The following is a 14,635-nucleotide window of genomic DNA, read 5'->3' as shown; positions in this document are numbered from 1 at the left end:
TTGTTTTGAGCAGGACTTTAGATAATTTTATTAATATATGCTAGCATGCTTTTGTAAATAAAAGAAAGAGGGCGTTTGAATATGTATCTTAAAATTACAGATCAAGCACAAGAAAGATTACAAAAATATATTGATGAAGGCGCGACAGTTATTTTAGATTTAGATGATGGCGTGGGCGAATATTCTAAAATGGGTGTGTGCTCTTTAGATACTAGTTTCCGTTTACTTCTTCTTGATAAAGAACAAGGAAAAAATGATTATAAACTACAATTAGATAGTGATATTGGGGAAGTTTATATCAAAGATTATTCAAAAATGTACATGGATGAACACATGACCCTTTCTTTAGATCCACGTCTAGGTGTATTTACTCTTGAAAGTCCAAGTGGTTCTTTAGACAGCCATGTACAATTAGTCGATTTACGACCAGAAAAATTCTCTGGCATGAAACAATAATTTTCTCTTCATTGATCTATGATCCATAAAACTAGTCTCAATCGAGCTACATTGAAAAACATGACAACATTCTTAACTTGGTAAATAAAAAAGACGACACATTTTGTCGTCTTTTTTATTGATTAGCTATTTTCGATAAATGATCACATAGCTTGTGCTATTATTTCTGGCTTTTCTCTATTCAATTCATGTTTTCCGTTTTCGATAAACAGGAGACGGCTATTAGTTGAAACTTTATATAACCGTTTTGCTCCAGGCTTATTTGCATAATCTTTTGTACCGCATAAAATCAATTTAGGAAGTCGTGATGTATGAAGCTGTTTTTTGCAATCTAATGTTTTAAGTAAACGAAGTAGGGTAAGGCTTTGCTTTTTAGACAAACCTAATTTTTTAAACATTTTAAAAGGTACGCAGTAAAAATAAACATTCTGGAAAATAAGCAATAAGCGATCAGGAAATTCAAATTGTGGATCAGTTAAATCAATAGAGTACTCGGGGGCACTGAAACATCCATAAAGCAAGTAGCTCCGCTATCGGTTGTCAACAGGGACACTTACTTTAATGTGATTCCATTAATTTGGAGAATAAATGGACTTTCACTCTACTACGATGGTCATCCTGAAAGAATTATCAACCATCGGAAGACCTAACATTTCCTTTTCCAAACCAAATTGATACACAACAAACTCATAACTTCCCGGATCACTTGGCGCTTTGAAAGAAATCTTTCCATTTTGTGGAGTAATTTTATTGGTTTTAGAATCTTTCGATAACCGAATAGGGAAGTTAGAAAGACCATTTAGTTCAATTTGCTTGTTTCCTAATAAGGCAACAAGGACGTATTCCTCCTAATGACACTTCATAATTGCCAACTATCAAGATATCTTCATCCGAACTTTGACTTAATCTTTCAGCTTTTTCGATCAATCTCAGAGTTGCTTGATCAGTACCACCATATTCAGTAGTCGCATTTGCCGTGATACTTAACCCAAAGCTTCCCAATACAATTGTACATAGAACTAATTTTTTAATCATTATGTTCCCTCCTATAAAAAATTTATATTGTTACTAACGTAATTATCTCAGAACATGCCTTTCTTGATAAGAACTCACCAGGTTACATCAATGTAAATCATTGGCTTCGTTAAGGTAACTAGCAGTTGATTTTGGGAGTACATGACTTTTATTAACAAAAATATTTAGAAGGAATTGGATCCAAAGAAGAAGTAAAAGCTCAGGAAAAAATAAGCTCAACTGTACTTGAGCTCGTATTATCAGATAGTATGGACATGAAGGAGCTGACCTATATTAATGAGGAGGAGAGGAAATACATTTAATAGTTGAAGAAATTGAGCGTCTGGGTAGAGTTGGTGCTAGAACTTATCGTTTCTCTAAAGCTTCTTCTGGAAATTGGCCCGTTTCCTATGACGTTCGTGTAAATGGCAGACAGCATATTATATCTACCTCGGATTTAAGTATTTCAGTACCTAGAGGGAATATTATTTCTAGAACTTTAACCCATAATAATAAACGGATGATTTCTAATGGTCAACTAGTTGTAAACTAAACAAGAGGTAATGATTATGGAATTAGCAGTGAAATTAAAGGATTCATAGAAAGAAGAGAGGGGTTTTTCAAGAAGATGTTGCAGAGCCGTTAAATATTACGCGACAATAAGAGTCGAGCAATCGATTGGATGAATTTTTTTATTCGCAGACTAACTGAAAAATTCTTTTTTTGTTTAAAATAAAAACAGTTTTGTGGGATTTTCGTGGCATAAAATAAAAAACAGCGCAGACACATGGTTAAACCAACATGTTGCACTGTTTAAGGAAGCCACTTGCCGGGCTTGAACCGGCGACCTCTTCCTTACCATGGAAGCGCTCTACCAGCTGAGCTAAAGCGGCATTATCATTAATACAAATAATAGGATAACGAATATTAATGTATTTGTCAATATATTTTTTATCAAAAAAATGTGTTTTTGTACTAATGAAACAATTCTTAGAAAAAAGTAAAAATAACAAAAAATGCTAACGGTTTCTTCGAGAATATAGTAAAAAATTTTAAAAAAAGTATTGCGTTATTTGAAAGAAATTGATATTATATTCATGTACTTGATTCCGGCATAGCTCAGTTGGTAGTAGCGCATGACTGTTAATCATGATGTCGTAGGTTCGAGTCCTACTGCCGGAGTAAATAAAGCTTATGCAAAGAAAAAGAAATCCAATCACTTGGGTTTCTTTTTCTTTTATTATTATGATGAATCAATCTTTCTGTTTTTGTCACGTATGTTGTAATCTTTACGAAAGAGTAGAGTTGGCTACTCATAATCAACCATACTTCCCATCATCGCTAAATACAAAATAAATCAGCATTCCTACACCAATCAAAGCACAAACTGCACCAAGAAAAGGAATGACATTCCCAAAGTTATCTGTATTCATAAGTATGCCACCACCCACAAACAAAAAGCCGCCAGCAATCAGGTTTTTCATTTTATTCATTCTCCTTTCTTACGTTATAGTATTTCCTTCTTTCAATGAGTATTTTGAAAGCTATCTTATTGTATGATGTTCTTCTAGACCTTTTCTTTATTATACAGTCCATTTTCGTTATCTCATAGGAATATTCTTTTTTATTTGAAAATTATTGTATACCGTATGACATTTTTCTTCATGAAGTTGTAAGTATATTCTCATTCAAATGAAAATTTCATCATAGAAGAGATTGTATTTCTAAATTCTTAAGAGTAAAATACGAAGTGTAACTTGGATTTGGAAGGATGATTGGATGAAAGCTATTACACCGGATATGACAACAAAATTTGACAAACAGTTTCAAGCAAATAACAAACAGCAGGCGTTGCAGCGGGCTGTCGTGAAGAACGGGATTACTGCTTCTGCTGAAAATATTTCAGCACATGTGGCGAATACACCAGTATTTTCTATTGATTTAGCTACAGGCAAAGTGGCTAATCAGATGCAATCGGGTCGTTGTTGGATGTTTGCTGCATTGAATACGTTCCGTCATAAAATGCTGAATCAATTCCATTTAAAAGAGTTTGAATTATCACAAAATTACACTTTTTTCTGGGATAAATATGAAAAGGCAAATTACTTCTATGAAAACATTATTGCAACTGGAAAAGAGGCTATTGATAGCCGAAAAGTGGCTTTCTTGCTAACTACTCCTCAACAAGATGGCGGTCAATGGGATATGATCGTTTCATTATTCCAAAAATACGGTGTTGTGCCTAAATCGGTAATGCCGGAAAGTGCGAATAGTTCAAATTCTCGAGATTTGAATAACTACTTGAACAAACTACTGCGTAAAGATGCAGTTGTGTTACGCGAAATGGTTGCTCAAGGAGAAACATTAGACGCTATTGAAGAAAAAAAAGAAGAAATGCTAGAAAGTATTTATAACTTCTTAGCCATCTCATTAGGAACACCTCCAAAAGAATTCGATTTTGAGTACCGCGATGAAGAACAAAACTATCATCTTGACCGAGGACTGACGCCACAAATTTTTTATGATAAATACATCGGTGTAAAATTAGATGATTATATTAGTGTGATCAATGCACCAACAAAAGACAAACCATTCAATCGTTCTTATACAGTAGAGATGCTAGGGAATGTCGTTGACGGGAAAGAAGTTAAATACCTGAATGTTGATATGGAAACTTTCAAAAAATTAGCGATTGCTCAGCTTGAACAAGGAGAATCTGTATGGTTTGGTTGTGATGTAGGACAATCTTCTACTAGAACCAGTGGCATCATGGCCTTAGATGCTTATTCGATGGATGATCTATTCGATACGGATTTCACAATGACTAAAGCTGAACGTTTGGATTTTGGTGAAAGTTTGATGACCCATGCGATGGTATTGACTGGCGTTGATTTAGTGGACGGACAATCAACAAAATGGAAAGTCGAAAACAGCTGGGGCGAAAAAGTTGGAAAGAACGGTTTCTTCGTTATGAGTGATGCTTGGATGGACGAATATACGTACCAAATCGTTGTCAGAAAAGATTTGTTGACGAAAGAGCAACTAAATGCGTTCAATGAAGAACCAATTATGCTAGCTCCATGGGATCCAATGGGTGCTTTAGCATAGGCAAATAGTTCAATAAAGAGTATGCTATAGATAAAAAGAGCTGGCTTAAGTCAGCTCTTTTTTATCTATAAAGTCCATCTCCTGATTTTTATGATCCCTGTGCTATAATTCTAAATAAAGGGATAAGGATTGGAAATAATCCTTTTATCATGAAACAAGTAGGATGACAAAATAGAATAAAATTGGGAGTAGGGGGAAAAGTCATGGATATCCAAACTGTTTTATCTGATCTGAAACTAAATGGGAAAGTGATTCCAGTTGTTGGCGGCGATGTGAATCAAACTTATCGTATAAAAACAGATCAACGTGCTTATTTTTTGAAAATCCATCCGAATGTAAAAAAAGATTTTTTTGAAGCAGAAGTAGATGGGTTAAAAGAGCTAGCTACATTCGTACGTGTACCAGATACCTACATGCTGGGTGAAACAAGTGAAGGCGCTTATTTGTTAATGGAATGGATCGAGCCGGGAAAAGGAGATCAACGAGATCTTGCTGTAGCTTTAGCTAAACTCCATCAGCAAACAGCGCCACAATTTGGTTTTCGAAAAGATAACTATCTAGGTACACTTATTCAGAAAAATTCTTTTGAAGAAGATTGGTGGATTTTTTTCTTTAAAAATCGGCTTGAAGCCCAGATTTCTTTAGCGGAAGAAACGAATCGTTGGAATGTACAGCGGCAAGAAAAGTATCTGCAATTTAAAGAACGAGTATTGAAATCGGTTGAACCCAAAAAGATCACTCCACGCCTCTTGCATGGAGACCTGTGGAGTGGTAATGTGTTCTTTGACCAGCAAGGACATCCAATTTTTGTCGATCCGGCTGTTTCTTATGGGAATCGGGAACAAGACATTGCAATGAGTCAGTTATTCGGCGGTTTCCGACCGGAATTTTTAGATGCCTATCAAACTATATTTCCATTAGAAGAGGGATGGGAAGATCGACTACCGATTTACCAGTTATATTATCTTTTGGCACATTTGAATATGTTTGGAGAAAGTTACGGTTCCCAAGTAGATCAATTACTAGAAAGTTTTTAAGAGGAGGGCGTGTTTTTGGCAAAGAAATATACCAAAAAGCATGAAGTTTCATATTATGAGTGTGACATCAATCAAACGATGACATTTCCTTCGATGTTAGGAGTAGTTATCAAAACATCTGAAGATCAAAGCGACCAGTTGGGAAGAGGCAGTGAATTCGTCAATAGCTTTGGACTGACTTGGGTCATCACGAATTATTCTATGGAGATTAATCGTCTGCCTAGAGTCGGTGAAGTAATTTCAGTAACGACTCAAGCCATGGAGTACAATAAGTTTTTCTGTTATCGGAACTTCTGGATCCATGATGAAGATGGGGAAGAATTAGTCAAAATAGAATCTGTTTTTGTATTGATGGATTTTGTGAATCGAAAAATGAGCAGTGTTAATGAAGAAATCATTGCTCCTTTTGAGAGTGAGAAGATCAAAAAAATCAAGCGTCAGGAAAAAATTGAAAAGATTGATTCGGGCTTCATGTTGCCATATCGTGTTCGTTTTTATGATATCGATAGTAATCAGCATGTTAATAATGCGATGTATTTTAATTGGATCATTGATGTATTGGGATATGACTTTTTGACTACGCATGTTCCAGAAAAAGTAATTATTCGATTTGATAAAGAAGTAGAGTACGGGAATGAGATCGAAAGCCATTTTGAACAAGTCCCAACCGAAAATGGTATCAAAACAAAACATGAAATCCGAATGCAAGAACAGCTGTATTGTGAAGCCAATATTCTATGGAAAAATAAATAAAAAAGAGGTTGTGACAGAAGTGGTCAGCTTCAAGAAATAAGAAGAAATTTACGGAAATTGTTTCTCAAATTTTTGTGAAATTTCGGCTTAGTTTTCGAAGAAGCTACTTTTGTCACAGCCTCTCTTTTTAAGTTTAGCTATCAGATATTGATGGTTAGTTTTGGATAAACGAAATCAATTCTTCGCCCGTCAAACCATAGTTTACGGCAATCAATAGTTTTAAACGTGCTTTTTGACTATTGATGCTGTTGCAGAAAATAATCCCCATTTCTTCTAGTTCTTTTCCTCCGCCTTCATAATCATAAACAGGCTCTGCGATTCCATTGAAACAACGAGAAACAAGTACTACAGGAATTTTTTGGACAAGAAGCTTTTCTAAAGCTGCTAAGGCTTGAGGAGGGAGATTTCCGGCACCTAAAGCTTCAATGACTAGACCGTCTACTTTCGTATGGGCGATTGCTTCCAATAAGTCTCCTTGCATCCCAGCATATGCTTTAACAATTGGGATAGTCCCATTTACAGCGGAAATATCCAGCCGCTTTGTTTCTAAAAGTTCTTGTAAGAATAAGATTCGATTCTTAGTTACTAAACCGATTGGTCCCAATGTAGGCGTTCGGAAAGTAGCAACATTTGTGGTGTGGGTCTTTGTCACGTAGCGTGCAGAATGAATCTCATCGTTCATGACCACTAATACACCCTTATCTACCGCTTCTTCACAGCTTGCGACGCGAATAGCACTTTCAAAATTATAGAGGCCGTCACTTCCAAGTTCGTTACTTGAACGCATTGCCCCAGTCAAAACAATTGGTAATTTGTCACCAATCGTTGTATCAAGAAAAAAGGCAGTTTCTTCTAATGTATCCGTACCGTGTGTAATCACCACTCCGATTATACCTGATTCATAAGCGGACAAGATACGTTCTTTTAATACCAACATGTGAGAAGGCATGATGTGTGGTGAGGGAAGATTGAAGATATCTTCAACTAAGAGTTCCACATGCTCAGGTATCGTGATTTCTGCATCTAATAACGGGTTTGCCACATCAGGACTAACACCGCCAGTGAGCATGTTTTCTTTCATGGCGATCGTTCCGCCGGTGTGCAGTACAAGTATTTTTTTCATTTTACAGACTTCCTTACGAATAATTTTGCATAGCCGTTAAATCTTATTGTATACTATATAAAAGAGTTTTGCTATCAGTGAAGAATAACAATAGCCAGACTTATTATAAAAAAGCTACTCTTACTTAAACGAAGAAGACTCGACCTTGACCTCTTAATGCACGGAGTATTTGGTTGAGTTTCTTTTACAAAAAAGTAGTCAAGAGAAAACAATTACGAAGGTGGTCGAAAATGATCAGAATCGGATTAACATCGTTTAAAGAACATGACAAATTAACTGGCAAAAAGAATAACACTCTGTATGAATATGCCGGATTTCTACCCTTAGTGGAATTAGATACTGCTTATTATGGGATTCCTCGAAAGTCCTCTGTTGAGAATTGGATAAACGAAGTACCTGAATCTTTTCGCTTTGTAGTCAAAGTCTATCAAGGGATCAGCGGTCAAGGAGATTGGAAGCCTTATTATCAGACAGAAGAAGAGATGATTACGCATTTTTTAGATGTCATGTCGCCAATGGTAGAAGCTGGAAAGCTTTTTTGCTTTTTAATTCAATTCCCCTCTTCATTCAAGTGTACAAAAGAAAATGTCCAATACTTGCGCAAACTTAGAAAGTGGTTTGAGGGTTATCCTGTTGCTGTAGAATTGCGGGACTATTCTTGGTATAGCGATGAATTTCTTGAACGTACGAGAAACTTTATGTCTCGAGCCGCTTTTTCTTTAGCCATCATTGATGAGCCGCAGCTGCTGAATACAACGATCCCTTTTGATCCATTTGTAACCAATCCGAACTTTGCTCTTTTTCGATTTCATGGCAGGAATGCTCAGGGATGGCAAGCAAATGATAAAGATTGGCGCAAAAAAAGAACATTGTATCGTTATTCAGAAAAAGAACTACAAGAACTAGCATGTGAAGTCAAAGCAGTTGATTCTAAGACAAAAGAGATAGGTGTGATTTTTAATAACAATTCTGGCGGGGATGCGGCTGAAAATGCATTAGCACTGCAAAAAATATTAAATATCCAGCCGGATGGACTTAATCCAACTCAAATGGATCTGTTTTAAGGGCTTATTTTATTCATGAAAGGGGCGAAGTCTATGATCAAAGCTATTTTTTTTGATATTGACGGAACATTGGTCACCAATCGTTCAAAAGCATTGGAATCAACAAAACAAGCAATTAACTATGCTCGGAAAAACGGCATTTTATGCGGTGTAGCAACGGGGCGCAGCCCAATAAAGATCAAAGAAATCATTGATGATTTGGAATTAGATATGTATGTCGTGTATAATGGTCAACTGGTTTTTACTGCAGATCGAACGATTATCGACCACCCTTTTGAACAAAAAGTATTGGAACATATTGTTGAATTTGCAGATGCTAACCATCGACAAATCGTTTTTGGTGCGAGAAATCGGCTAGATGGATCAACAACGATGCTATTAGGACAATCGATTTTTATCAAGCGGCTAGTCAGCTTTTTACCGCGTAAATTCCCGGTACGTCTGATGAAAAAAGTCCTCCAGCTTTTTAGCCCTCATCGGCAAAAGGACCGTTATGAAACATTAGAGATATTAAAAGAACCAATTTACCAATGTATACTGCTTAGTCCGGAGTCAGAACAGAAAAAGTTAGAACATCTATTTCCCGAGTGTACCTTCCAACGTTCAAATACGTATACTGTAGATATCATCCCAAAAGGTGGTTCAAAATTGCTAGGCATCCAAGCTTTCGCAAATGCTGTCGGAATTGAGATGGAAGAAATCATGGCATTCGGCGACCATTACAATGATATCGAGATGCTGAAAGGTGTAGGAATTGGAGTGGCTATGGGAAATGCTCAGATTGAAGTAAAACATGCCGCAGATTTTGTGACCCAATCAAATGAAGAAGATGGCATATACGAAGGACTGAAACACTTTGGTCTGATTTATTAGTCAATGAAAGAAGGAAAACATTAGTATGGAATCAGAGACACCTTTTCAAAAAGTAGAAGCATTTCACAAAATTTTTGATCCAAGAAGACCAGAAATCCCCACAGCTTTTACTGCGATGGAGGCTCATACACGTGCTGCATTCAAAATAGAAGAACTTGTTGAATTTGTTGCAGCTACCTCACCAAGTAAAGAACAACTACATGAAGCTGTTACTCTGCTACACGAAGCATTAGATAAAGCAGAAGAAAAAATACTTGATAAAACAGAGTGGGGAAGTGACCCACTGATTGAACAAGTAGATGCACTGACAGATATCCTTTACTTTACTTACGGTTCTTTTTCATTATTGGGAATAGCGCCTGATCGAATATTTGATATCGTCCATCAGGCAAATATGGGAAAATTGTTTCCAGATGGAAAACCTCATTATGATCCTGTAACAAATAAAGTATTGAAACCTGAGAACTGGCAGATGGAGTACGCGCCAGAGCCTAAAATCGCGGCAGAAATCCAACGACAGATTCAAGAAACTCTTGCTAGGAAAAGCTCTGCTGATAGGAGTGCATGCACAAACGAAACAGAGTGATCAGTACGTCACTATTTTTGTTATCTTTATACGATGAAAAACAAAAGATTTTCGTTTAAGTTAGTGAATGCATGAAAATAGTATGCTATAATCTAGAATAGATGTCTTTTGCACGAGAGACGTATTATTTGGATTTATGCCAAGCAGAACGCCATCTGTTGCATAAAAAGATGCATACTGAAAACGGAGGAACCATAAATGGGAAATAATGTTATCATCGGAATCGTCATTGCAATCATTATAGTCGCCATTGTCGTCTTTTTGGTTAGTTACTTGATGAAGAAAAAAAACCAAGATCGATTGGATGCCTTAGAAAAACGCAAGGAAGAATTATTTGACTTGCCAGTGATTGAAGAAGTCGATGATGTTAAAAAAATGCATCTGGTTGGGCAAAGCCAAAATACCTTTCGTGAATGGAGTCAAAAGTGGAATGACATATCTACTTCCTCATTCGCTGAATTAGAAAGTCAAATTTTTGAAGTGGAAAACCTCAATGAAAGTTTTCGGTTCTTAAAAGGAAAAAAAGCAGTTGTTGAAGCAGAAGCAACAATGGACCAAATGGAGAAACAAGTAACGGAAATCCGTGAAGGTCTGAAGGAATTGCGAGAAACGGAAGAACGCAACTCATTAGCTGTCCAGCAGGCGCTTGATGTCTATGAAGAACTGAAAGAAAAAGTCAGAGAAGACGAGCATGAATATGGACCAGCTCTTTTTGAATTGCAAAAACAGATCAAGATGATCGAAAAAGAATTTACGCAATTCGTGACTTTAAATACTTCCGGCGATCCTGTAGAGGCCCGCGAGGTTTTAGATAAAGCAGAAAAACATACGTATGAAGTGGAAGCTCTGATGAAAAAAATTCCACCACTGTATGAAGATCTCCATACGACTTTCCCTGAACAACTTGAAGAAATCAGTGATACTTATGAGAAATTAATGGAAGAACAATATGTATTCCCTGAAGAAGATCTTGCTGAAGATATCGCAAAAGTAAGTCGAAGAATTGAAAATTCATTAGCCAATCTTGAAAAAACAGAAGTTGAAACGGTCGAATTCGAAAACCGAGAAACAGCTGATTTGATTGATTCGCTATATGACATCTTAGAACGAGAAATGGAAGCTCAAAGATATGTAAAAACTAACCAATCAACGATTGCAGAGTATATCAAACATACAACGAAGAATAACCGTCAATTATTGATTGAGTTGGATCACACCGCTCAAAGCTATACATTGAATCACAATGAAATTGGTCGTGTACGAGGTTTCCAAACTGAAGTGGAAGAAATGGAACGTCAAAATGAACAGATGATTCCACAGATCCGCCAACACGAAATCCCTTATTCAGAAGTGCGTACGTTCTATAAAACAGTCTTCAAGGTCTTAGAAGATATCGAAACGCAACAAGTAGAGATCGACGACTCATTACATGAATTGAGAAAAGGCGAAAAAGAAGCGCAAGAAAAGATCGATACATTCGAATTTAAATTGCGTAGTTTGAAACGTTTTGTAGAGAAACAACGTTTGCCTGGCTTGCCGAATGATTACCTAGAATTCTTTTTTGTTGCTACTGATCGTATTGAAGAACTAAGTGTTGTCTTGAATAAAATTCGAGTAAACATGGAGGAAGTCAATCGTTTAGTTGCTCTATGCGAAGAAGATCTAGAATTATTAGATAAGAAGACACATGATCTAGTAGATGCAGCAGCACTAACGGAGCAAATGCTCCAATATGCAAACCGTTATCGTCATACACACGAAGAAGTTCGAGAAGCGATTGATAAAAGTTACTATTTATTCAATAAAGAATATCATTATCAAGAAGCATTAGACGAAATTGGTACAGCATTAGAGCGAGTAGAACCAGGTGCTTTCAAACGCATCGAAGATTTTTATTTTAATCATCCAGACTTAGTATAAAGCAAAAAAGCAGCAATCATGCAAGAACAAGACAACCATCCGTCTTGTTCTTGTCTTTTTTTTATGTCTATCTGAAAGAGGAAACAAGTGAAAATTCCACCTGCTCTTGAAAGCACCTTGGACAACCGTTATAATAGAAAAGAATTTCAAAAAAGAGGGGTTTCTTATGATATATTTTGATAACAGTGCAACGACCCCAATCTTTCCGCAAAGCTTAGATGCATATGTAAAAACCAGTCAGCGGATTATTGGGAATCCATCAAGTCTTCATGATTTGGGCAATCAAGCTAATCGGTTGTTGCAGCAAGCAAGAAAGCAGATCGCTGATTTGATCCATGCAGAGCCAGAAGAAATCTTTTTTACTTCAGGAGGAACAGAAGGAGATAACTGGGTATTAAAAGGAACGATGATTGAAAAAAGAGAGTATGGGAATCATATGATCATTTCAGGAATCGAACATCCGGCAGTCAGTGAGACGGCCGAACAATTAAAAGAATTAGGAATCGAAGTAAGTATCGCCCCAGTAGATAAACGCGGATTTGTACGTGTTGAGGAATTGAAAAAATTAATAAGAAAAGAGACAGTTTTGGTCTCTGTTATGGCTGTGAATAATGAAGTAGGATCGATTCAGCCCATCCAGGAAATCAGTGATCTTTTGGATGATTTCCCTAAAATTCATTTCCATGTAGATGCTGTTCAGGCAATCGGAAAAGTACCATTCTCGCAATGGTTGACAGGGAGAGTGGATTTTGCAACATTTTCAGCCCATAAATTCCATGGCCCACGGGGAACTGGTTTCATTTATTGGAAAAAGGGTCGTCGTTTAGCACCATTACTGACAGGTGGAGGTCAGGAAAGAAATCAACGAAGTGGGACAGAAAATGTTCCAGGTATTGTGGCTATGGCTAAAGCTTTACGTTTATCATTAGAGATAAAGGAACAAAAACCTGAGCAGACACAACGCTTAAAAGAAGCTTTAATCAATGCGTTGAAGTCGTATGATAAAGTGACGATCTTTTCAGAAGGAACCGACTATGCGCCGCACATTTTATGTTTTGCTCTAAAAGGAATTCGTGGTGAAGTTCTTGTCCATGCTTTAGAGGAAAAACAAATATTTGTTTCTACTACTAGTGCCTGCTCCTCACGTAAACATATGGCAAGCAGTACATTGCACGCGATGCATGTACCAAATGATTTGGCTACATCTGCTATTCGAATCAGCCTAGATGAAAATAATTCATTAGCAGAAGTGGAGCAATTTATGATTATTTTCAAGCAGCTTTATAAGAAATTTTCTGTAATCAATTAAAAGAGGAGTGTTCTTGTGAAATACAGTGAAATTATGGTCCGTTATGGAGAGCTTTCGACAAAAGGAAAGAATCGAAAAAGCTTTATCATGCAACTAGCACAAAATGTCAGACAAGCTTTGAAAGAATTTCCAGAAATCAAAATCCATGCTGATCGCGACCGGATGCATCTTTTGTTGAATGGTGCAGACAGTCAGCTAGTTATTCCAAAACTAGCAAAAATATTTGGGATCCAAAATTTTTCTCCGAGTATTCGGGTAGAAAAAGATGTTGAAGTTTTGAAACAAGCTGTTCAAGACATCATGAAAGAAATTTATACAGGGAAAGAAACATTTAAAATTATCGCTAAAAGAAGCGATCACCAATTTGAATTGACAAGTAATGAATTGAATCAAACATTAGGCAATGCTGTTTTTGATATTTTCCCTCATATCCAAGTTCAAATGCGTCAGCCCGATATTCCATTACGTGTAGAGATTCGTCGTGACGGCGCTTATCTGTCGTATGAAACGATCAAAGGAGCTGGCGGGTTGCCTGTAGGAACAAGCGGAAAAGGAATGCTCATGCTTTCTGGCGGGATTGATTCTCCTGTTGCAGGATATTTTGCAATGAAGCGGGGAGTGGAAATCGAAGCTGTTCATTTTGCTAGTCCGCCGTATACAAGTGAACAAGCACTGCAAAAAGCAAAAGACTTAACAGCGAAACTAGCGCCTTATGTAGGAACAATCCATTTTATTGAAGTGCCATTTACCGAGATTCAAGAAGAAATCAAAAAATCAGTGCCACAAGGATATTGGATGACGATCACTCGTCGAATGATGTTGCGGTTGACCGATGAAATTCGCCGTATTCGTCATGGTCTAGTTATTTTGAATGGCGAATCATTAGGTCAAGTGGCTTCGCAAACCTTGCAAAGTATGGTGGCTATCAATGAAGTAACGAATACGCCAATCATTCGGCCTGTAGCGACAATGGATAAACTTGAAATCATTGAAGTAGCGGAACAGATCGATACATTTAATCTTTCTATCCAACCTTTTGAAGACTGCTGTACGATTTTTGCGCCTCCACAGCCAAAAACACGCCCTCAACTGGAAAAGGTCCATCAATATGAAGAGCGTTTAGCAATAGATGAAATGATCCAACGTGCATTAGCTGGTTTGAAGATGGAAGAGATACAAGCAGAATCTTCTAATGAAAAAACTGAAGAATTTTCAGAATTGCTATAAGTGGTTGTGAAATTAGTGTTTTGAACTAATGTCGAAGATTAGCTGATAAATGATAAAAAAATTTCCCATGAAATAGCGACCCAAATAGTTAATTTTTGGGTCGTTTTATTTGTCTCACACCCTTTTCCTTCCTACCTGTAACCTTGCTCCCGTGTTAGAAACATG

At 36.9% G+C, this 14,635-nt stretch carries 14 protein-coding genes, 2 tRNA genes and 1 pseudogene; 12 read left to right on the top strand and 5 right to left on the bottom strand.

The features are described from left to right. Positions 1–81 precede the first annotated feature (81 nt). A complete protein-coding gene (locus tag AC1F25_RS07390) occupies positions 82–456 on the top strand; it encodes an iron-sulfur cluster biosynthesis family protein (RefSeq protein ID WP_002310873.1) in 375 nt (124 codons plus the stop codon). 143 nt (positions 457–599) lie between these two features. On the opposite strand, the pseudogene AC1F25_RS07385 reads toward AC1F25_RS07390, so the two are convergent. Both AC1F25_RS07385 and AC1F25_RS07380 read right to left on the bottom strand, forming a co-directional pair. After that, positions 600–935: pseudogene (locus AC1F25_RS07385) on the bottom strand (alpha/beta fold hydrolase); the annotation flags it as partial. 325 nt (positions 936–1,260) lie between these two features. After that, complete coding sequence (locus AC1F25_RS07380) at positions 1,261–1,491, bottom strand: hypothetical protein (RefSeq protein WP_002310198.1); 231 nt, start codon at positions 1,489–1,491, stop codon at positions 1,261–1,263. Positions 1,492–1,783: 292 nt separating this feature from the next. Between AC1F25_RS07380 and AC1F25_RS07375 the strand changes: the two genes are divergently transcribed. Beyond that, positions 1,784–2,023, top strand: a complete 240-nt coding sequence (locus AC1F25_RS07375) for a DUF5626 family protein (RefSeq protein WP_160298796.1) — start codon at positions 1,784–1,786, stop codon at positions 2,021–2,023. A 267-nt stretch (positions 2,024–2,290) separates the two neighbouring features. Here AC1F25_RS07375 and AC1F25_RS07370 read toward each other — a convergent pair. Beyond that, positions 2,291–2,363: transfer RNA gene (locus tag AC1F25_RS07370), tRNA-Thr, on the bottom strand. Positions 2,364–2,578: 215 nt separating this feature from the next. Between AC1F25_RS07370 and AC1F25_RS07365 the strand changes: the two genes are divergently transcribed. Further along, a tRNA-Asn gene (locus tag AC1F25_RS07365) sits at positions 2,579–2,652 on the top strand. A gap of 137 nt (positions 2,653–2,789) precedes the next feature. Here AC1F25_RS07365 and AC1F25_RS07360 read toward each other — a convergent pair. After that, on the bottom strand, positions 2,790–2,963 hold the full coding sequence (locus tag AC1F25_RS07360; RefSeq protein ID WP_002310202.1) for a hypothetical protein: 174 nt from the start codon (positions 2,961–2,963) through the stop codon (positions 2,790–2,792). 286 nt (positions 2,964–3,249) lie between these two features. Between AC1F25_RS07360 and AC1F25_RS07355 the strand changes: the two genes are divergently transcribed. The 3 genes from AC1F25_RS07355 to AC1F25_RS07345 all read left to right on the top strand — a co-directional run bounded on the left by AC1F25_RS07355 (position 3,250) and on the right by AC1F25_RS07345 (position 6,368). After that, complete coding sequence (locus AC1F25_RS07355) at positions 3,250–4,578, top strand: C1 family peptidase (RefSeq protein WP_002310204.1); 1,329 nt, start codon at positions 3,250–3,252, stop codon at positions 4,576–4,578. Between the two features lie 203 nt (positions 4,579–4,781). Continuing rightward, positions 4,782–5,615: a fructosamine kinase family protein gene (locus tag AC1F25_RS07350; RefSeq protein WP_002310205.1), complete on the top strand. Its 834-nt coding sequence runs from the start codon at positions 4,782–4,784 to the stop codon at positions 5,613–5,615. A gap of 15 nt (positions 5,616–5,630) precedes the next feature. Further along, the gene (locus AC1F25_RS07345; RefSeq protein WP_002310206.1) at positions 5,631–6,368 is read left to right on the top strand and encodes an acyl-ACP thioesterase domain-containing protein; all 738 of its coding nucleotides are present in this window, start codon (positions 5,631–5,633) and stop codon (positions 6,366–6,368) included. Positions 6,369–6,522: 154 nt separating this feature from the next. Here the strand turns inward: AC1F25_RS07345 and AC1F25_RS07340 are convergent, their stop codons facing one another. Beyond that, complete coding sequence (locus tag AC1F25_RS07340) at positions 6,523–7,491, bottom strand: asparaginase (RefSeq protein WP_479994003.1); 969 nt, start codon at positions 7,489–7,491, stop codon at positions 6,523–6,525. Between the two features lie 230 nt (positions 7,492–7,721). On the opposite strand from AC1F25_RS07340, the gene AC1F25_RS07335 reads away from it, so the two are divergent. From AC1F25_RS07335 to thiI, 6 genes are all read left to right on the top strand, one after another. Then, positions 7,722–8,555: a DUF72 domain-containing protein gene (locus tag AC1F25_RS07335; RefSeq protein WP_002310208.1), complete on the top strand. Its 834-nt coding sequence runs from the start codon at positions 7,722–7,724 to the stop codon at positions 8,553–8,555. A gap of 33 nt (positions 8,556–8,588) precedes the next feature. Beyond that, positions 8,589–9,428, top strand: coding sequence for a Cof-type HAD-IIB family hydrolase (locus AC1F25_RS07330; RefSeq protein ID WP_002310209.1), 840 nt, complete (start codon positions 8,589–8,591; stop codon positions 9,426–9,428). A gap of 25 nt (positions 9,429–9,453) precedes the next feature. Further along, positions 9,454–10,014, top strand: coding sequence for a pyrophosphohydrolase domain-containing protein (locus AC1F25_RS07325; protein ID WP_479994002.1), 561 nt, complete (start codon positions 9,454–9,456; stop codon positions 10,012–10,014). A 198-nt stretch (positions 10,015–10,212) separates the two neighbouring features. Then, the gene (locus tag AC1F25_RS07320) at positions 10,213–11,934 is read left to right on the top strand and encodes a septation ring formation regulator EzrA (RefSeq protein WP_002310211.1); all 1,722 of its coding nucleotides are present in this window, start codon (positions 10,213–10,215) and stop codon (positions 11,932–11,934) included. Between the two features lie 166 nt (positions 11,935–12,100). Further along, a complete protein-coding gene (locus tag AC1F25_RS07315; RefSeq protein WP_002310212.1) occupies positions 12,101–13,243 on the top strand; it encodes a cysteine desulfurase family protein in 1,143 nt (380 codons plus the stop codon). Between the two features lie 15 nt (positions 13,244–13,258). Next, entirely contained in the window at positions 13,259–14,470 is a 1,212-nt protein-coding gene (gene thiI, locus AC1F25_RS07310) for a tRNA uracil 4-sulfurtransferase ThiI (RefSeq protein ID WP_002310213.1), read from the top strand. Positions 14,471–14,635: the final 165 nt, after the last annotated feature.

This window comes from Enterococcus sp. M-BR2 (assembly GCF_056612775.1).
This window is presented reverse-complemented; position numbering and strand designations above follow the sequence as displayed.